Source organism: Paraburkholderia sp. DD10, assembly GCF_049177125.1.
In the GTDB taxonomy this organism is placed as follows: Bacteria; Pseudomonadota; Gammaproteobacteria; order Burkholderiales; family Burkholderiaceae; genus Paraburkholderia; species Paraburkholderia terricola.
Map to the genome: position 1 here is coordinate 2,159,234 of NZ_CP185393.1, position 18,707 is coordinate 2,177,940.

At 64.6% G+C, this 18,707-nt stretch carries 16 protein-coding genes; 8 read left to right on the top strand and 8 right to left on the bottom strand.

Annotated elements, in window-relative coordinates; all coding sequences use genetic code 11:
- Nucleotides 1–20 precede the first annotated feature (20 nt).
- From ACOCG7_RS24935 to ACOCG7_RS24955, 5 genes are all read right to left on the bottom strand, one after another.
- A complete protein-coding gene (locus ACOCG7_RS24935; protein WP_083084147.1) occupies nucleotides 21–2,264 on the bottom strand; it encodes a RelA/SpoT family protein in 2,244 nt (747 codons plus the stop codon).
- A gap of 62 nt (nucleotides 2,265–2,326) precedes the next feature.
- Nucleotides 2,327–2,680, bottom strand: coding sequence for a RidA family protein (locus tag ACOCG7_RS24940; RefSeq protein ID WP_154874076.1), 354 nt, complete (start codon nucleotides 2,678–2,680; stop codon nucleotides 2,327–2,329).
- 95 nt (nucleotides 2,681–2,775) lie between these two features.
- Nucleotides 2,776–3,687, bottom strand: a complete 912-nt coding sequence (locus ACOCG7_RS24945) for an alpha/beta fold hydrolase (RefSeq protein ID WP_114162883.1) — start codon at nucleotides 3,685–3,687, stop codon at nucleotides 2,776–2,778.
- A gap of 256 nt (nucleotides 3,688–3,943) precedes the next feature.
- Complete coding sequence (locus ACOCG7_RS24950; protein ID WP_073430556.1) at nucleotides 3,944–4,585, bottom strand: CoA transferase subunit B; 642 nt, start codon at nucleotides 4,583–4,585, stop codon at nucleotides 3,944–3,946.
- A gap of 2 nt (nucleotides 4,586–4,587) precedes the next feature.
- Nucleotides 4,588–5,292 (bottom strand): CoA transferase subunit A, encoded by a 705-nt coding sequence (locus ACOCG7_RS24955; protein ID WP_073430557.1) that lies wholly within the window; start codon nucleotides 5,290–5,292, stop codon nucleotides 4,588–4,590.
- A 241-nt stretch (nucleotides 5,293–5,533) separates the two neighbouring features.
- Between ACOCG7_RS24955 and ACOCG7_RS24960 the strand changes: the two genes are divergently transcribed.
- Nucleotides 5,534–6,079, top strand: a complete 546-nt coding sequence (locus ACOCG7_RS24960) for a LuxR C-terminal-related transcriptional regulator (protein WP_073430558.1) — start codon at nucleotides 5,534–5,536, stop codon at nucleotides 6,077–6,079.
- A 28-nt stretch (nucleotides 6,080–6,107) separates the two neighbouring features.
- On the opposite strand, the gene ACOCG7_RS24965 is transcribed toward ACOCG7_RS24960, so the two are convergent.
- Together ACOCG7_RS24965 and ACOCG7_RS24970 are read right to left on the bottom strand one after the other, a co-directional pair.
- Nucleotides 6,108–6,539 (bottom strand): acyl-CoA thioesterase, encoded by a 432-nt coding sequence (locus tag ACOCG7_RS24965; protein ID WP_073430559.1) that lies wholly within the window; start codon nucleotides 6,537–6,539, stop codon nucleotides 6,108–6,110.
- 62 nt (nucleotides 6,540–6,601) lie between these two features.
- Nucleotides 6,602–7,378, bottom strand: a complete 777-nt coding sequence (locus ACOCG7_RS24970; RefSeq protein ID WP_073430560.1) for an SDR family oxidoreductase — start codon at nucleotides 7,376–7,378, stop codon at nucleotides 6,602–6,604.
- A 188-nt stretch (nucleotides 7,379–7,566) separates the two neighbouring features.
- Here ACOCG7_RS24970 and ACOCG7_RS24975 point away from each other — a divergent pair, with 188 nt between their 5' ends.
- Nucleotides 7,567–9,240 carry an electron transfer flavoprotein-ubiquinone oxidoreductase gene (locus tag ACOCG7_RS24975; protein ID WP_154874074.1) on the top strand — a complete coding sequence of 558 codons (1,674 nt, stop codon included), beginning with the start codon at nucleotides 7,567–7,569 and terminating at the stop codon, nucleotides 9,238–9,240.
- A 157-nt stretch (nucleotides 9,241–9,397) separates the two neighbouring features.
- Nucleotides 9,398–10,393 carry an LLM class flavin-dependent oxidoreductase gene (locus ACOCG7_RS24980; protein WP_421377784.1) on the top strand — a complete coding sequence of 332 codons (996 nt, stop codon included), beginning with the start codon at nucleotides 9,398–9,400 and terminating at the stop codon, nucleotides 10,391–10,393.
- A gap of 173 nt (nucleotides 10,394–10,566) precedes the next feature.
- On the opposite strand, the gene ACOCG7_RS24985 is transcribed toward ACOCG7_RS24980, so the two are convergent.
- Complete coding sequence (locus ACOCG7_RS24985; RefSeq protein WP_244744841.1) at nucleotides 10,567–11,676, bottom strand: alpha/beta fold hydrolase; 1,110 nt, start codon at nucleotides 11,674–11,676, stop codon at nucleotides 10,567–10,569.
- Nucleotides 11,677–12,389: 713 nt separating this feature from the next.
- Here ACOCG7_RS24985 and glgC point away from each other — a divergent pair.
- The 5 genes from glgC (at nucleotide 12,390) to ACOCG7_RS25010 (ending at nucleotide 18,695) form a co-directional block, all read left to right on the top strand.
- Nucleotides 12,390–13,655, top strand: coding sequence for a glucose-1-phosphate adenylyltransferase (gene glgC, locus ACOCG7_RS24990; RefSeq protein WP_114162889.1), 1,266 nt, complete (start codon nucleotides 12,390–12,392; stop codon nucleotides 13,653–13,655).
- A gap of 67 nt (nucleotides 13,656–13,722) precedes the next feature.
- Nucleotides 13,723–15,183 carry a glycogen synthase GlgA gene (glgA, locus tag ACOCG7_RS24995; protein WP_244744839.1) on the top strand — a complete coding sequence of 487 codons (1,461 nt, stop codon included), beginning with the start codon at nucleotides 13,723–13,725 and terminating at the stop codon, nucleotides 15,181–15,183.
- 401 nt (nucleotides 15,184–15,584) lie between these two features.
- Nucleotides 15,585–16,451 (top strand): pyridoxal kinase PdxY, encoded by an 867-nt coding sequence (gene pdxY / locus ACOCG7_RS25000; protein WP_073432465.1) that lies wholly within the window; start codon nucleotides 15,585–15,587, stop codon nucleotides 16,449–16,451.
- A 108-nt stretch (nucleotides 16,452–16,559) separates the two neighbouring features.
- Nucleotides 16,560–17,021, top strand: coding sequence for a hypothetical protein (locus ACOCG7_RS25005; RefSeq protein WP_073432464.1), 462 nt, complete (start codon nucleotides 16,560–16,562; stop codon nucleotides 17,019–17,021).
- Between the two features lie 522 nt (nucleotides 17,022–17,543).
- Nucleotides 17,544–18,695 (top strand): branched-chain amino acid ABC transporter substrate-binding protein, encoded by a 1,152-nt coding sequence (locus ACOCG7_RS25010; protein WP_073432472.1) that lies wholly within the window; start codon nucleotides 17,544–17,546, stop codon nucleotides 18,693–18,695.
- Nucleotides 18,696–18,707: the final 12 nt, after the last annotated feature.

Here is an 18,707-nt window from a genome sequence, read left to right on the forward strand (position 1 = left end):
TGAGCCGCGGCACCTGTCCGTCAATTTTTGCGTGAGGCGCGCACCACGCCCGTCACCTCGCCGAGCAGCGTGCATGCGCGTTGAATCTGCGCGGCGCTCGACACCTCGACGGTGAATTGCATGAACGCGGCGTTCCTGCGGGTCTGCGTTTTCACGCCGATCACGTTCATCTTCTCGCGCGCGAACACTTCGGAGATATCGCGCAACAGGCCTTGCCGATCCGTTGCCTCGATCGTGAGGTCGACAGGATAGACGGACTGCCCGCGCCCGCTCATCACGTCCGCCGACCACGCCGTTTGCAACACACGCTCCGGCGCGCGCTCGGCCATGCGCAGGAAGGTCGGACAATCGCTGCGATGTATCGACATGCCCTTGCCGCGCGTCACGAAACCGCTGATATCGTCGGGCGGCGCGGGCCGGCAGCAGCGCGCAAGCTGCGTGAGCAACGCATCCACGCCGACCACCAGCACGCCCGTGGACGCGCCGCGCGCAACGCTCGCACCGCTGCTGCGCTTTTCGAACTGCTCGGGCGCCTCGACAACGGGCTCGGGCGGCGGCGCGTCGTGGAGCGCCTGCTCGACGAGCCGCAAACTGAACTCCTCCTTGCCGACCACCGAGAACAGATCGTCCGTCGTCTTGAAGCCGAGCTTGGCGGCAAGCTGATCGAGATTGACCGACGTCTTGCCCTCGCGCTGCAAGGTCTTTTCGACCATGGCGCGACCGCTCGCGATGTGCTCCTGGACCTCGACCGCGTTGAACCACGCGCGCACCTTCTGCCGCGCGCGCGGACTGTGCAGATAGCCAAGCTGCGGGTTGAGCCAGTCACGCGACGGACCGCCCTCCTTCACCGCGACGATCTCCACCGTCTGACCGTTCTGCAACGGCGTGTTGAGCGGCACCATCGCGCCGTCCACGCGCGCGCCGCGGCAGCGATGCCCCAGTTCGCTATGCAGGTGATACGCGAAATCGATGGGTGTGGCGCCGTGCGGCAACGGGATCACGCGCGCTTGCGGCGTGAGCACGTAGATGTGGTCGTCGTCGAGCGTGGCCTGGCGCAGTTGCTCCCACGGCTGCGCGGCGCGCTTCTCGCCGTGCTCGCCCTCGGCGACATCGTCTTTCCAGGCGAGCAGTTGACGCAGCCACGCGATCTTCTCGTCGTACTTCTCGTTGGCGGCGAACTGACCGCCGTAACCGCGCGTACCCGCTTCCTTATAGCGCCAGTGCGCGGCCACGCCGTACTCGGCGAACTGATGCATTTCGTGCGTGCGGATCTGCACTTCGAACGCGCGGCCGTCGTCGCCGATCACGACCGTATGCAGCGACTTGTAGCCGTTAGGCTTCGGCCGCGAAATGTAGTCGTCGAACTCTTTCGGCACCGGTTGCCACAGGTTGTGCACGATGCCGAGCACGGTGTAGCAATCCTTGATGTCCGGCACGATCACGCGAAACGCTCGCACGTCGTACAGTTCGGCGAAATCCAGTTCCTTGCCGCGCATCTTGCGCCAGATGCTGTAAATATGCTTCGGCCGGCCGCTGACCTCGGCGCGAATGTGCGCCGCGGCCAGTTCCTGCTGCAGCCGTTCGATGGCCTGCGCCACATAGCTCTCGCGCTCCACGCGCTTTTCGTCGAGCAGCCGCGCGATGCGCTTATAGGTCTCGGGCTCTTCGAAGCGGAACGCGAGATCCTCGAGCTCCCACTTCAGTTGCCAGATGCCGAGACGGTTGGCGAGCGGCGCATAGATATCGAGCGTCTCGCGGGCCACGTCCGGCGACGGCGAGAGTTTCGCCGCCGCGTAATAACGCAGCGATTGCAAGCGTGAAGCGAGCCGGATCAGCACCACGCGAATGTCTTGCGCGAACGCGAGCAGCATCTTGCGCAGCGCCTCGACCTGCGCACGGCGCGCGGCCTGCGCATCGCGCCCGGCTTCGGGCATCGTATTCTGCGAGGCGCGCAAGCTGACCGAGCCGAGGCGCAGCAACTTGCGCACGTTGCCGACCAGTTGCGCGACCTCGTCGCCGAACTTCTCGGCGATCATGCGCTCCGGGTCTTGCAGGTGCGGCGTCAACGCAAACAAGGCCGCGGCCAGCACCGCCGGCGGGTCGACGTTGAGCGTGAGCATGATCGACGCCGTACCCGCCGCGTGATCCGCCAGCAACTCGCCCGAGGAGAAGCGCACCTCGCCCGCATGCTCGCGCACGAACGCCACCGCTTCGTCGAAAGAAGGAAGGGGTGTCGGCGTGCTCGTAACGATTTCGGTAGTCATGGTGCGGCGGCCCACCGGGCCAGACGGATCAACGGAATTTCAACAACGACAACTGGCCGGCCTTAGCTGCGCTGAGCCGCGACCACCACGACTTCGACGAGGCACTTCGGGTTCGCGAGCGTGGCCTCGACGGTTGCGCGCGGCGGCGTGGCGCCTTGTGCGACCCACTCGTCCCACACTGCGTTCATGCCGGCGAAGTGCACCATGTCCGAGATGTAGATCTGCACTGACAGCAAATGCGACTTGTCGCTGTTCGCCTCAGCCAGAAGACGGTCGATGTGGCCAAGCACCTCGCGCGTCTGGCCCGTGATGTCCTGATCCGTGTCTTCGGCGATCTGGCCGGCCAGGTACACCGTGCCGTTATGCACGGCGATTTCCGAAAGGCGCTTGCCGACGTGATGACGAATGACTGCCATGAAGAATCCCGAGGTTCGTTGAAAATTGATCGAAGATGCGTTCCGCGTTGCGGCCGATGGGCGAAGCCGCGATGAACGCCGCGCGGAACTGCATATTATGACGCGTCGGCGGGCGGGCCGATAAAGAACCGCCTGGCAATCTCGATCTGATCGGCCGACAGAAACGCCGGCGCATGCCCGACCCCGGGAATCTCCACGCTCGATACGGCGCGCCCGACCTCGACCATCTTCGCGACGGTTTCGCGCGACAGCAAATCGGACTGCTCGCCGCGCGCCACCAGCACCGGCCCCTGGAACGCGGCCAGCGAATGCCATAGCGCGGCTTCGCCCAGCTTCGTTGCTTCCTCGGTGGTCGCGGCAAACGGCTGCGCAATGCGCGGGTCGTAGCGGAATTGCCAGCCGCCGTTCTGCTCGTGCAGCAGCGGGGTATTGATTTCGCGCCACTCGTCCGGCGTGAGCGGGCCGAACGTTTGCGCGAGCAAACCCGCGTAGTCGATGCCTTGCTGCAACGTTTCGAAGCGCACCGGCTTGCCGAGGTAGTCGCCGATGCGCTGCACCGCCACTGGTTCCAGATGCGGACCCACGTCGTTGAGCAACAGCTTGCGGATCGGCGTGTCGGCCAAGCCGGCCAGCGCGAGCCCGATCAGGCCGCCCATCGACGTGCCGAACCAGTCGACCGTTTCGACGTTCAGGCGCGCGATCAGCGTGACCATGTCGGCGACGTATTGCGGCACGCCATAGAAGTTGGGGTTGGCAAGCCACGACGACAAGCCCCGCCCCACCACATCGGGACAGACGACGCGATACGTGCCGGCGAACTGCGCCGCGACGCGGTCGAAGTCGCGCCCCGAGCGCGTCAATCCATGCACACAGAGCAGCACGCGCGGATTGGCCGGGTCGCCCCATTCGGTGTAGGCAATGCGGTGCAAGCCACCAGGACTCGCGCACTGCACATAACGTTGACGCGGCGCGAGCGGCGCAGCGGCGGAAGCGGGCGTTGCGGTCATTGGAGTTCCTTGCAAAAGCGCTGCGGATCTGGCGTGGGCAAAGCGGGAATCAATCGGCGTCCAATCTGCGAACGATTGTAAACCGCTTTGCCGCGCCGCACGGATCGGCCAAACGGCATAGGACTGGCCGAGACTGGCCAGGAACAATCCGATTGCGCCAAGACAAAGCGGGCGAGACTCACGCCTCGCCCGCCTGCTTTTGCCGCGCCACCGCCGCGCGCCGGCCACGTCGACCGGCAACGCAGCGACAAGCCGTTCAACTCACCGCGCTCACATCGAGCGGCGCGCCCGTCTTCGCCTTGATTTCCTCGATGGTGACACCCGGCGCCAGTTCGGTCAGCTTCAAACCGTCTTCCGTCACCTCGATCACGCCGAGGTCGGTGATGATCTGATCGACCACGCCCACGCCCGTCAGCGGCAGCGTGCATTCCTCGAGGATCTTATGCTGGTCGCCCTTCGCGACGTGCTCCATCAGCACGACCACGCGCTTCACGCCCGCGACCAGATCCATTGCCCCGCCCATGCCCTTGATCATCTTGCCGGGGATCATCCAGTTGGCCAGATCGCCCTTCTTGCTGATCTGCATCGCGCCGAGAATCGCCAGGTTGATGTGGCCGCCGCGAATCATCGCGAACGAATCCGCCGACGAGAAAATCGACGAACCCGGCAGCGTGGTCACCGTCTGCTTGCCGGCGTTGATCAGGTCGGCGTCCACTTCTTCCTCGGTCGGCGAGGGGCCGATGCCGAGCAAGCCGTTCTCCGACTGCAGCCACACTTCGATGCCGGCCGGCACGTGGTTCGCCACCAGCGTCGGCAAGCCGATGCCGAGGTTCACGTAAAAGCCGTCCTGCAATTCCTTCGCCGCGCGCGCGGCCATTTGGTCACGAGTCCATGCCATGATCAGTCTCCTTTCGCGCGGACGACGCGTTGTTCGATGCGTTTTTCCGGATGCGCATTCAGCACGATGCGCTGCACGAAGATGCCCGGCGTATGAATCGCGTCCGGATCGAGTTCGCCCACCTCGACGATTTCCTCGACTTCCGCGACGGTGATCTTGCCGGCCATCGCGCACATCGGATTGAAGTTGCGCGCGGTGCGGCGGTAGATCAGGTTGCCCGACTTGTCGGCCTTCCACGCCTTGACGAGCGCGACGTCGGCTGTGAGCGAATGTTCGAGCACGTAGTGGTTTTCGCCGAACTGGCGGGTTTCCTTGCCCTCGGCGATCAGCGTGCCGAAGCCGGTGTTCGTGAAGAATGCCGGAATGCCCGAGCCGCCGGCGCGCAGCTTCTCGGCGAGCGTGCCTTGCGGGGTGAATTCGAGTTCGAGCTCGCCGGCCAGATACTGCCGCTCGAACTCCTTGTTCTCGCCGACATACGAGGAAATCATCTTTTTGATCTGGCGCGTCTCGAGCAGCAGGCCCAGGCCGAAACCGTCCACGCCCGCGTTGTTGCTGATGCACGTGATGCCCTTCACGCCCGAATCGCGCAGCGCCGCGATCAGCGCCTCGGGAATGCCGCACAATCCGAAGCCGCCGACGGCGAACGTCTGCCCGTCCTTGACGATGTCTTTCAGCGCCTCGGCGGCGCCTGGATAGACCTTGTTCATCAGTATGTCCCTTCCTTTATGGAAATCCGAAACCGGATCAATGCGCTCGGCATGACGTTTTGGGGCAAAACCCACACGTCATTCTAGTCATCCGCGGCGGACCGTGCGTTCAGCACCGGAGGTGCCTCACGCCCATGCCTGCCGCGGATCGCTTCGCCGCGTTGTGATGTGCCCGAAAGGGTACGCTGCGCGCGCCATGCGGCACAATACGCAAAAATACATAAGTACTTGCCGCCAACCCATGCCCGCACTGGATTATCAAACCGCCTTTCACCTCGCCCCGATCGGGCTCGTGCTGTCACGCGAACGGATTATCGAAGACTGCAATGACGAACTCGCGTCGATTTTCGGCTGCCCGCGCGAGGCGCTGCTCGGCCAGTCGTTCCAGGTGCTGTATCCGTCGGCGGACGAATTCGAGCGGATCGGCGCGCGGATTCCGCCGATCATGACCGCGCAAGGCAGTTACGCGGACGACCGCATCATGAAGCGGGCCAACGGCGAACTGTTCTGGTGCCACGTGACGGGCCGCGCGCAGCGGCGCGCCGATCCGCATGCGGCGGGCGTCTGGACCTTCGAGGACTTGAGCGCGACGCGGCGCGTGGCGGTCGAACTGACGCCGCGCGAACGCGAAATCGCCGCGCAACTGGTGACGGGGAAAACCAGCAAGCAGATTGGCCGGGTGCTGGATATCAGCCCGCGCACGGTCGACGTCTACCGGGCGCGGCTGATGCGCAAATACGATACGGGCAACGCCACCGAGCTATTGCAGAGACTGCTCGGGCATTGATTGAAAACGCGGGCGCGAAACCTCGCGCTCAAGCCGCGTTGACGAGCGCGGCGCGCTCGATCGTGGCGCGCAGCAGATCAGGAACCGGCACCGACTTTCCGGCCGCGTAATCGATCCATACGCAGCGCGCGGCGCCGCGCGCGTACACGGTGTTCGGGTCGTCGGCGCGCACGAGCTCGAAACCGGTATCGAAACTGCTGCGCCCCGGCGTGGCCACGGTCATCCGGCCGATCACCTCGCCGGGATAGTGCAGTTGCTTCAGAAATTCCATCGACGCGTTGACGATCACCGGCCCCTGCCCGTCGGCGTTGCTGCCGGCAAGACCCAGTTGCTCGAACCAGGAAATGCGCACCTGCTCCATGTAGCGGAAATAGACCGTGTTGTTCACGTGGCCGAATGCGTCCATGTCACCCCAACGGATCGGCATCGACATCTCGAAGACTGCGTGGAAATCGCTCATCGTACTTCTTTGAAGGATTGAAACCAGGTTGAAGCCGGCGCACCGACCGGCGTGAAGCGCGCTCAGGCGAGCCCGAAGCCGTCGTCGGCGGCGATCACCGAGCCGTTGATGAACTGTGACTCGTCGGCCGCGAGCAGCAGCAGCAGACCGTCGAGATCGTCCGGCTTGCCGACGCGATGACGCGGCAGCATCGACACCAGCTTCTGCCCCTGCTCGGTCGACCAGTGATGGTGATTGATCTCGGTGTCGATATAGCCGGGGCAAATCGCGTTCACGTTGATGCCGTGCTTGCCCCACTCCAGCGCCATCGCTTTCGTCATATGGACGACGGCCGCCTTGCTCATCGAATACAGGCCGATTTGCGGCAGCACGCGCAGACCCGCCATCGACGCGATATTGATGATCCGGTACGACGGTTTCTGCGCGCTGTTGCCGCGCATGATCATGCGCTTGGCGACTTCCTGGGCCACGAAAAACGCGCCGCGCGTGTTCGTGTCGAACACGTATTCGAAGTCGGCGGGCGTGACTTCGGAGAGCTTCTGCGTGGTCGAGACGCCCGAGTTGTTCACGAGGATGTCGATCGTGCCCGCCTCGGTTTCCGCATGGGCCACCGCCGACTTGATGCTCTGATAATCGGTCACGTCGAGCGAAACGACGTGCGCCGCGCCGCCGGACGCCTCGATCTCGGCGCGCAATTCCTTCAGACGCTCGGTACGCCGGCTCGCCAGCACGACCTTCGCGCCCGCTTGCGACAACACCTGAGCGAAGCGCTTTCCCAACCCGCTCGAGGCGCCGGTGATCAGCGCGACCTTGCCTTCCAGATTGATCGAACGGCCCATTGTCGTTCCTTGTTCGGTTGTGGTTGCAGATACGATTGACAGGTGCGGTAGGACCATCGCTGCGGGTCGATACCGTATCCCATTAATAGAACGATCGTGCTAATGTCGGCTCGTCAGGTTGCAGTGGTTCAGGTCATCACCCACAATACGAACCCGAAAAAAGCATTCTAACGGTAAGAGGAGCATCAATGACCCCCGCAAGTCTCATTGAGCAGTACGGCCCGCGCGAGTCGATGGAATACGACGTCGTGATCGTCGGCGGCGGCCCGGCCGGCCTGTCGGCGGCGATCCGCCTGAAGCAGCTGGCGGCTGCGAAAGGCGTCGAGCTTGGCGTGTGCGTGCTGGAAAAAGGCTCGGAGATCGGGGCGCACATTCTCTCGGGCGCGGTGATGGACCCGCGCGCGATCACCGAACTGATTCCCGACTGGAAGGAACAAGGCGCGCCGCTCACGGTGGACGTGACCGAGGACCGCTTCCTGTTCCTCACCGAAACCGGCTCGAAGAGCGTGCCGGCCTGGGCGCTGCCGGATAACTTCAGGAACCACGGCAACTACGTGGTCAGCCTCGCGAACGTCACGCGCTGGCTGGGCACCATGGCCGAAGCGGCGGGCGTCGAGATCTTTCCGGGCTTTCCGGCTGCCGAGATCCTTTACCACGACGACGGCTCGGTCAAGGGCGTCGCGACCGGCAATCTCGGCATCGGCAAGGACGGCCAGCCCACCGAGAACTTCCAGCTCGGCATGGAGCTGCATGCGAAATACACGCTCTTCTGCGAAGGCGCGCGCGGGCACCTGGGCCGTCAGCTGGACGAGAAATTCCGGCTGCGCGACGGCGTCGATCCGCAGGTCTACGGCATCGGCATCAAGGAACTGTGGGAAATCGAGCCGTCGAAACACAAGCCGGGTCTGGTGATGCACACCGCCGGCTGGCCGCTGAACACCGATACCTATGGCGGCTCGTTCCTCTATCACATGGATAACAACCAGGTGGTGGTGGGCTTTGTGGTCGGCCTCGGCTATACGAACCCGTATCTGTCGCCGTTCGAGGAATTCCAGCGCTACAAGACGCATCCGGCGATCCGCGGGTTTCTGGAAGGCGGCAAGCGCGTCTCGTATGGCGCGCGGGCGATCACCGCGGGCGGGCTGATGTCGCTGCCGAAACTGGTGTTCCCCGGCGGCGCGCTCGTCGGTGACGATGCCGGTTTCCTGAACGCCTCGCGCATCAAGGGCAGTCACGCGGCGATCAAGACCGGCATGCTGGCCGCCGAGGCGGCGTTCGATGCGGTGCAGGCCGGGCGTCGGAACGATGAACTCACGGCCTACCCGGAGTCGTTCCGCACATCGTGGCTGCACACCGAACTGCATCGCGCGCGCAACTTCAAGCAGTGGATGAGCAAGGGCCTGTACCTCGGCACGCTGATGGTCGGCATCGAGCAGAAGCTGTTCGGCGGCAACGTGCCGTGGACGCTGCATCACCAGCACGCCGATCACGAGATGCTCAAGCCCGCGTCGCAATGCACGCCGATCACATATCCGAAACCGGACGGCAGGCTGACGTTCGACCGGCTCTCGTCGGTGTTCATCTCGAACACCAATCACGAAGAGAACCAGCCGGCGCATCTGACGCTGAAAGATCCCACCGTGCCGGTGAACGTGAACCTGCAGACCTATGCCGGTCCCGAAGCGCGCTACTGTCCGGCCGCGGTCTATGAATTCGTGAAGACCGACGACGGCGGCGAGCGCCTCGTGATCAACGCGCAGAACTGCGTGCACTGCAAGACCTGCGACATCAAGGACCCGACGCAGAACATCGTGTGGGTCACGCCCGAAGGCGGCGGTGGGCCGAACTATCCGAACATGTGAGTCGGCGCGTTGTTTACAGCACGCGGTGCGGGTTCGCTGACCGCGTGCGAACCCCCTTCGACGAACGTGGGCATCGCCGCGCCGTCAGCAGAAAACCAGAACCTTTGCCACAATGCCCCATCGCGCGAAAGCGCCCGAAATGGCATGTGAGCAGACAATGATCCCCTTCTCGGTCCTGGACCTATCGCCGGTCATCGCTGGCGCGACACCCGCCGACGCATTCAGGAACACGCTGGACCTCGCCCAGCACGCGGAAAACTGGCACTACCACCGCTACTGGCTGGCGGAACATCACAACATGACCGGCATTGCCAGCGCGGCCACTTCGGTGGTGATCGGTTACGTGGCCGGAGGCACCCAAAAGATTCGCGTCGGTTCGGGCGGCGTGATGTTGCCTAATCACGCGCCGCTCGTCATCGCCGAACAGTTCGGCACCCTCGCCTCGCTCTATCCCGGCCGGATCGATCTCGGCCTCGGCCGCGCGCCAGGCACCGACCAGAGCACCGCGCGCGCGCTGCGCCGCGATCTGCAAAACAGCGCCGAGGCTTTCCCCGACGACGTGGTCGAGCTGCAACGTTATTTCGCCGACCCGGTGCCGGGCCAGCGCATTCGCGCGGTGCCCGGCGCCGGGCTGAACGTGCCGCTGTGGCTGCTCGGCTCGTCGCTCTTCAGCGCGCAACTCGCCGCGGCGCTCGGTCTGCCGTTCGCGTTCGCGTCGCATTTCGCGCCCGACCATATGCTCACGGCGCTGCGGGTGTATCGCTCGCGATTCCGGCCCTCGGCGGCGCTCGACAAACCGTATGCGATGGTCGGCGTCAACCTGTTCGCCGCCGATAGCAACGAGGAAGCGCAGCGCCTCTTCACGTCGCTGCAGCAGCAGTTCATCAACCTGCGGCGCGGCACACCCGGTCAATTGCAGCCGCCGGTCGAGCGGCTCGAGGCGTCGGAGATGGAATTGAGCGGCGTCGCGCATTCGCTCGCCTGCACCGTGCTCGGCGATCGCGATGCGGTACGCGCAGGACTGCGCTCGATCATCGATCAAACCGGCGCGGACGAATTGATGCTCACCGCGCAGATTTACGATCACGCGGCGCGGCTGCGGTCGTTTGAAATCGGCGCGCAAGTGCGCGATGAGCTGAGCGCCGGCGACTAACGGCGCTATCAAAAGAGGACGGCCGTATCGGCAACGGCCGTTTTCTCTTTTGCCGATTCGACGGCTATCCGCGACACGAACATCGAAACGCTCCACGCCAGGGCTCGCGCACGATGTTCGGATAATCAGCGTCCAAAACGAAGTTCTCGCCCCACCCCGGCCTCAGCCGGAGTTCAACGACTCCCCACCCCCGCCAACCCATCCAGCAGCGCCTGATGAAACGCCTGCGGATCCTGCATCTGCGGCGCGTGCCCCAAGTCGGCGAATTCGACCAGCGTGGCGTGCGGAATCGCCTTCGCCGTGGCCTTGCCCAGTTCCGGGTAGCGACCGAGCTTCGCGCGCACGTCGGGCGGTGCGGCGTCCTTGCCGATCGCGGTCGTATCCTTCTGGCCGATCAGCAAGAGCGTCGGCATGCTCAGTTGGCCGAGTTCGTACACCACCGGCTGCGTGTAGATCATGTCGTACAGCAGCGCCGAATTCCACGCGACGATCTGCTTGCCCGGACCGCGATACAAACCCGCCCGCATCTGCACCCACGGTTCATAGTCGGCGCGCCACTGGCCCGCGTAATACGTCGTCTGCTCGTAGCGGCGAATGCCGTCGGCGGTGGTCTTCAGTTCGCGCTCGTACCACTGGTCCACCGAAAGCGACGGCACGCCCTTCGCCTTCCAGTCCTCGAGACCGATCGGGTTGACCAGCACCAGTTGCCGCGTCTCGCGCGGATACATCAGCGCGTAGCGGATCGCGAGCATGCCGCCGGTCGAATGACCGATCACGGTCGCGTCGCTCACGCCGAGCGATGCGAGCAGCGCATGCGTGTTGCGCGCGAGTTGCTGGAAACTGTACTGATAGTGTTCCGGTTTGCTCGACTTGCAAAAGCCGATCTGATCCGGCGCGATCACGCGATAACCGGCGTCGCTCAGCCGATGGATGGTCGCATCCCACGTCGCCGAGCAGAAGTTCTTGCCGTGCAATAGCACGACGGTGCGGCCGTTCGCGCGCGCCGGCTTTACATCCATATACGCCATGTGCAGCGCCACGCCTTGCGAGGTGAAGTCGTACTGCTCGACCGGCGCCGGGTAATCGAAGCCCTGCAACTCGGGGCCGTAAGCGGGACCGGCGTTGTCGGCGGCGGCGATGGTGGCGATGGTGGTGCTGGCGGCGCTACCCGGCGCGGAAGCGGAGCCAGCGGAGGCGCCAGCCGAAGCGGCGAAAACAGCCGGCGCCGCGCTCAGCACGCAGGCGCTCAAGAAAGCGATCAGGGAATGACGACGGAAATTCATCGATAGGTTTTCTTGCAAAAAGAAAGAAGCATGCGGCACCGACGCGCGGGCAAACCGGCGCTGGACCGTGGAGGTGCGGACGATTCTACGACGCGCCGCCGGACTGCGCAGCCGCGCGGGCGCGGCGCATCGGCGCGCAGGCCGCTGCCTTGCCCGGCTGGGCACGCATATTGCGACCGCCTCACTTCGCGCGCTATGTGGCGTGGCGCACGGATCGCCGCGGTGCAACGGTCGATCGTGCGCGAGTCGAGCGAGCGCCCGGCATCCGCACAATTCACACTATTCGCTCGCGGCAAATCGGGTTAGAAGTAGCGCACGCTCCGCGAAGACGGGGCCGCCTGACAGTGCGAATCATGAATGGAGGGCAAGCAAGCAGACCATCCGGGGCAGAGAAACAGGCGAGTGATTGCATGGGATCGGAGCGCGCTGCGTGGGACGGGAGTAAGTGCTGAAGCACTAACTCCGGATCGACATAAGCGCTAAAGCGCCAACTCTGATCGACCGCGTTGCATGGGATCAGAGCGCGCTGCGTGGGACCGGAGTAAGTGCTGAAGCACTAACTCCGGATCGACATAAGCGCTAAAGCGCCAACTCTGATCGACCGCGTTGCATGGGACCGGAGTAAGCGCTAAAGCGCCAACTCTGATCGACCGCGTTGCATGGGACCGGAGTAAGCGCTAAAGCGCCAACTCTGATCGACACAGGAGACAGATATGAGTACCCCGGAACGGCTAAACGATCTGCAACGCACCACCCTCGCCATCGTCCTCGCAGGCGGACGGGGCACGCGGCTCGGGCCGCTCACCAACAAGCGCGTCAAGCCGGCCGTGCACTTCGGCGGCAAATACCGGATCATCGACTTCGCACTCTCCAACTGCCTGAACTCCGGCATCCGCCGCATCGCGGTGGTCACGCAGTACAAGGCGCACTCGCTGTTGCGCCACATGCAGCGCGGCTGGAGCTTCCTGCGCGGCGAATTCGGCGAATTCATCGACCTGTGGCCCGCGCAGCAGCGCGTGGAAGGCGCCCACTGGTATCGCGGCACCGCCGACGCCGTGTTCCAGAATCTCGACATCATCCGTTCGATCCGGCCGAAATATGTGGTGGTGCTGGCGGGCGACCACATCTACAAGATGGACTACACGCGCATGATCGCCGACCACGCGGAAAGCGGCGCGGATTGCACGGTGGGTTGCATCGAGGTGCCGCGCATGGACGCGGTGGCCTTCGGCGTGATGGCGGTGGATGAAAACCGCCGCGTGACCGGCTTCGTCGAAAAGCCCGCCGATCCGCCGGCGATACCGGGCCGCCCGGATACGGCGCTCGCCAGCATGGGCATCTATGTGTTCAACGCCGATTATCTGTACGCGCTGCTCGAGGAAAACATCTCGACCGTCGACACGGATCACGACTTCGGCAAGGACATCCTGCCGCGCGTGGTCACCCGAGGCATGGCGATCGCGCATCCATTCAGCATGTCGTGCGTGTCGTCGGACCCGAACGTGGAGCCGTACTGGCGCGACGTCGGCACGATCGACGCCTACTGGGCCGCCAACCTCGATCTCGCGTCCACCATTCCCACGCTCGACCTCTACGATCGCAGCTGGCCGATCTGGACATATCAGGAGCAGTTGCCGCCCGCCAAGTTCGTGCGCGACATGAAAGGCTTGCAGGGATCGGCCACCAATCTGATCGCGTGCGGCGGCTGCGTGATTTCGGGTTCGCAGATTTCGCGCTCGGTGCTGTCGTCGAACGTCAAGGTGAGTTCGTTCTGTAACATCAATGAGGCAGTCTTGTTGCCGCAGGTCACCGTCGGCGCGAGCTGCCGGCTGCAGAAAGTGGTGATAGACCGCGGCTGCGCCATTCCGGACGGCACGGTGATCGGCGAGGATCCGGCGCGCGACGCCGAACGCTTCTATCGCACCGACGACGGCGTCGTGCTGGTCACGCCCGAGGCGCTGCGGCAGGACGTGCGCTAAGGCGCTTCAAGGCAGCCGGCGGGCTCCGCCACGTTTGAACAGTAACCGACAGGAATAGATCGAGCCTATGACGATTCGCGCCCTGCACGTCGCAAGCGAGCTGTATCCCCTCCTCAAAACGGGCGGTCTCGCCGACGTCGCGGGCGCGCTGCCGCCCGCGCTGATCGAGCGCGGCGCCGACGCGCGGGTGCTGCTGCCCGGCTTTCCGGCGGTGCTCGCCGGTTTGGGCGACTTGCGCCAGATCGCGCAACTGGGCCGGCGCTTCGACGCGCCGGGAGTCACGCTCGAACAGGGCACGCTGGCGTCGAACGGTCTGATCGTTTACGTGATCCGCGCCGGCACGCTGTACGACCGCCCCGGCAATCCGTATCTGAACGACGAGCACGTGCCCTACGGCGACAACGCGCAGCGCTTCGCGCTGCTCGGCTGGGTCGCCGCGCAACTGGCGCAGCAGCTCGATCCGGCGTGGTCGCCGCAAATCGTCCACGCGCACGACTGGCATGCGGGGCTCGCGCCCGCCTACCTGAAAGCCGCCGAGCGCCAGCATGGCCGTCCGCTCGCGCGCAGCGTCTTCACGGTGCATAACCTCGCGTATCAGGGCATATTTCCCGCGCACCAGTTTGGCCAACTGGCGCTGCCGGACGATTTTTTCAACATGCACGGCGTCGAGTTCTACGGACAGTTGTCGTTCCTCAAGGCGGGCCTCTACTACAGCGACCGCATCACCACCGTCAGTCCGACCTACGCGCGCGAAATCCAGACGCTCGCCCAGGGCGGCGGACTCGACGCATTGCTGCGCCATCGCGCGCACGACCTGAGCGGGATTCTGAACGGCGTCGACTATACGGTGTGGAATCCCGCCGGCGATGCGCTCATCGACAATCACTACAGCCCCACGCGCCTCGCCGGCAAAGAGGCGTGCAAGGAGGCGCTGCAAAAGCGCTTCGGCCTCGCGCAGAAAAGCGATGCGCTGCTGTTCGGCGTGGTGAGCCGGCTTACCGAACAGAAAGGTCTCGACCTGTTGCTGGAGGCGGTGCCCGAGATCGTCAAACGCGGCGGGCAACTGGTGGTGTTCGGCAGCGGCGACCCGGCGCTGGAGAACGGCTTGAAGCGTGTCGCGCAGACGCATCCTGAATCGGTGGCGGTCGAACTCGGCTTCGACGAGACGCTCGCTCATACCATCGTCGCGGGCAGCGACGTGATCGCCGTGCCGTCGCGTTTCGAACCCTGCGGGCTGACGCAGCTTTACGCGCTGGCTTATGGATCGCTGCCGCTCGTGCACGGCGTCGGCGGGCTGGCCGACACGGTGATGGACGCCTCGCTCGAAAATCTCGCCGACGACCTTGCCACCGGCTTCGTCTTCGAGCGCTTCGAGCCGAAGGGCATTGCCGCCGCGATCCGCCGCGCCTTCGCGCTGTATGGCCGGCGCACCGAATGGAAAGCGGCGCAGCGGCGCGCGATGCGCCAGGACTTCGGCTGGGGCGCGTCGGCCGAGCGCTACCTGGCGCTGTATCGCGAGTTGGCGTGAGCGTCGGCGCCGCGACGTTAAGCTGAGCGAGGCGCCGACGCGCCGGCACCGCGTTCCGTGCACGATCGACCGCATTGATGCGCGCGGCACCAGGTTCGCGCAACGCATGCCATGCTCGCGAGGCGCCGGTTTTCACGCACGCCTCACCGACTGACTGACGGCCTCCCGTCGCCCGCCATCACTGCGCGGCGTTTGATGGTTCAGCGCAACAACCCGTTGGCCGGGCCAACTCGCGCGCGGCAAACTCATGTATTGTTTCCTGACTACGCAGACCGTGCACTTTTCTTGCATCATCTGAAGCAGTCACGCCGCACGAGGCGCCCGGCCCGAAGCCGGTTGGCCGTCGCGGCCCATCCTTCCCGTTTCCTTGATCGCGCACGACCGTTGGCGCGGGCGACACCATGACGAAAAATGTTTTGAGCATCCAGTCACATGTCGTTTTCGGGCACGCCGGCAACAGCGCGGCGGTGTTCCCGATGCGCCGGCTCGGCGTCAACGTCTGGCCGCTCAATACCGTGCAGTTCTCGAACCACACGCAATACGGCCATTGGACCGGCAGTGCGATCGAGGGCTCGCAGGTGGAAGAACTGGTCGAAGGCATCGGCGCGATCGGCATGCTGCCGCGCTGCGACGCGGTGCTCTCCGGCCACCTGGGCACGCCCGAACAGGCGCAGTCGGTACTGGAAGTGGTCAAGGCCGTGAAGGCCGCCAATCCGCGCGCGTGGTACTTCTGCGATCCGGTGATGGGCGCGGCGAGCAGTTGCAAACCCGCGCCGGGCATCCAGGAGTTTCTGGTGCGCACGATGCCCGAAATGGCCGACGCGATGGCGCCGAATCACAGCGAGTTGCAGCGGCTGGTCGGCCGCGAGATCGAGACGCTGGAAGAAGCCGTGGCGGCATGCCGCGAACTGCTCGCGCGCGGTCCGAAGCTGGTGCTGGTGAAGCACCTGCTCGACCGCAACAGTCCCGCCGACCGCTTCAACATGCTGGTCGTCACCGAGCGCGAGGCGTGGATGGGGCAGCGCCCGCTTTATCCGTTCGCGCGGCAGCCGGTGGGCGTCGGCGATCTGACGAGCGCGGTGTTCGTCGCGCGCACGCTGCTCGGCGACTCGATCCGCGCGGCGTTCGAGCATACGCTCGCCGCCGTCAACGCGGTGGTCAAGACCACCTGGCAGGCCGGTCGTTACGAGCTCGAACTGGTGGCCGCGCAGAACGAAATCGCGCAGCCGCGCGAATGGTTCGACGCGTGGGTCGCGGATACGGCATAGGCTGCGGCGCACGCCGTCCTATAATGCGTGCCGCGTGAAAGGGGCGCCTATTCGCGCATGCAGTGTTTTTTCGCGCATCCAGTTCAGCATTCAGCAGACGAGGCATCGATGGACGGTTATATCCGCAGCGAGCGGGAAGAATTTTTTGAGCAGTTGTGCATCAGCGTCGACGCCGACGAAGCGCACGAGCAGGAAGCGATCGAGTACTTCGAAAGCCAGTTCGACCAGGCCGACTTCGATCCCGCACAGTGGCTCGACATCGCGCTCTACTACTCGCCGGCGGTGGCGCGCGGCATCGTCGAGATGGTGACGCCCGACGACAAGGCGCGCAGCAACATCGCCGAAGTGATCGCCGACAACCTCGACATCTCCTACGGCGAGGACGAATGCCAACAGTTCGCCGAGACCATCGAATTCGCGCTGAACAACGGCGTGCCGGTGGACCTCGACCTGGTGCTCGACGGCTGCCAGCGCGCGATCGACGACCTCGACACATGGGCCGACGAGGAAACCAAGGCGCCGCTGCTGCGTCTGCGTGAGGAGTTGCTGCGCCAGCAAGGCGAGCATTGAGGGCGTTGTTATGGGCGGCTAGTGGTCGCCTTATTGGTCCCCGCTTATTGCCCGCTTCTTGATCCCGCTTCGGGCGCATTCGCGGCGCGCTTTCTCCGCAGTGCGCCGCAGTAGTTATATTTGCCCGGCACGCGCCCCCACGGCGCATGCAAAAGTTCTTCCCCCCGCTCCCGCAGCGCCCCCCGCCCTTCTTAAGCATGTGCCGCAATCGGCACCCACCATCGACACGCCGCACCGCAGCCCATGCGCCGCCAGCAGCCGCGCCGCGCGGTCTATGCCGAAATCCTCATTCAAAGCGCCGCGAACTGCCAAGACGTCCGCAAATTGGCTTTCTATATTCGCGCCAGATTGACCGGCTTTCAAACCCTGACGCACGCATTACACGCAATCGAGCATTGTCGACAGCGGCCGGTCATCCGTAGTCTTTCGATGCGCGGATCGGGCGAACCATGTCCGCACGTCGATCCCGCGTTACCGCCTTGCCGTTTTCACACCCTGAAACTGTCGATGGAAGGAGAGACCATGAGTCTTCGCAACACGCTGAAACCGCTTGCCTTGTTGATCGGCGCCGTCTTCGCGATCGCGCCGCCGGCCAGTTTCGCCGACGACCTGCCGGTGAAGATCGGTTTTGCCGCGCCGCTCACGGGCGCGAACGCCGGCTACGGCAAGGACCTCGAGAACGGCGTCCGGCTTGCCATCGAGGAAGCCAATGCGCAGAAGATCAGGATCGGCGACAAGGTGGCGCAATTCCAGATCGTCTCGCAGGACGATCAGGCCGATCCGCGCATCGGCGTGCAGGTCGCGCAGAAGCTGGTCGACTCGGGCGTGTCCGTGGTCGTCGGCCACTTCAACTCGGGCACCACGATTCCGGCCTCGCAGGTCTACGAGCAGGCCGGCATTCCGGTGATCGACCCGGCCGCCACCAATCCGACCATCACGGGGCGCGGCTTCGCGAACACCTTCATGGTGATTTCCACCGATGCGCAAAACGCCGGCAACGCCGGCGTCTATGCGGTGGAAGTGACCAAGGCCAAGCGCATCGCGATCATCGACGACCGCACCGCGTTCGGCCAGGGCGAGGCCGACGAGTTCGAGAAGGCGGTGAAGGCGCGCGGCGGCAACATCGTGGCGCGCGAATACACGGATAACCACGCGGTGGACTTCAGCACGCAGCTCACCAAGATCAAGGCGGCCAACGCCGATCTGATTTTCTTCGGCGGTCTGGATACGCAGGCCGCGGGCTTCGCGCGGCGGATGAAGCAACTGGGGATGACCGCGCAACTGGTGGGCGGCGGCGGCGTGGAGGACCCGGAATTCATCAAGCTCGCCGGCGACGCGGCGGAAGGCGTGATGGCCTGGGAATACGGCCGGCCGTTGGCCGAATTGCCGGGCGGCAAGGACTTCTCCGCGAAGTTCAAGAAGCGCTTCGGGGCGGACATCCTGTCTTACGCGCCGTTCGGCTACGACGGCGCGTGGGCCGCGATCAAGGCGATGCAGCAGGCCAAATCCAGTTCGCCGGCGGTGTATCGCCCGGTGCTGAAGGCGAGCGAGTTCGAAGGCATTACCGGCAAGATTTCCTTCGACAACACCGGCGCGCTGAAGAGCGGTGCGTCCACGCTCTATCAGGTAAAGAACGGAACGTGGGTGCCGATCGTGACCAAGAGCGGCACTTGAGCCAAGGCTCGG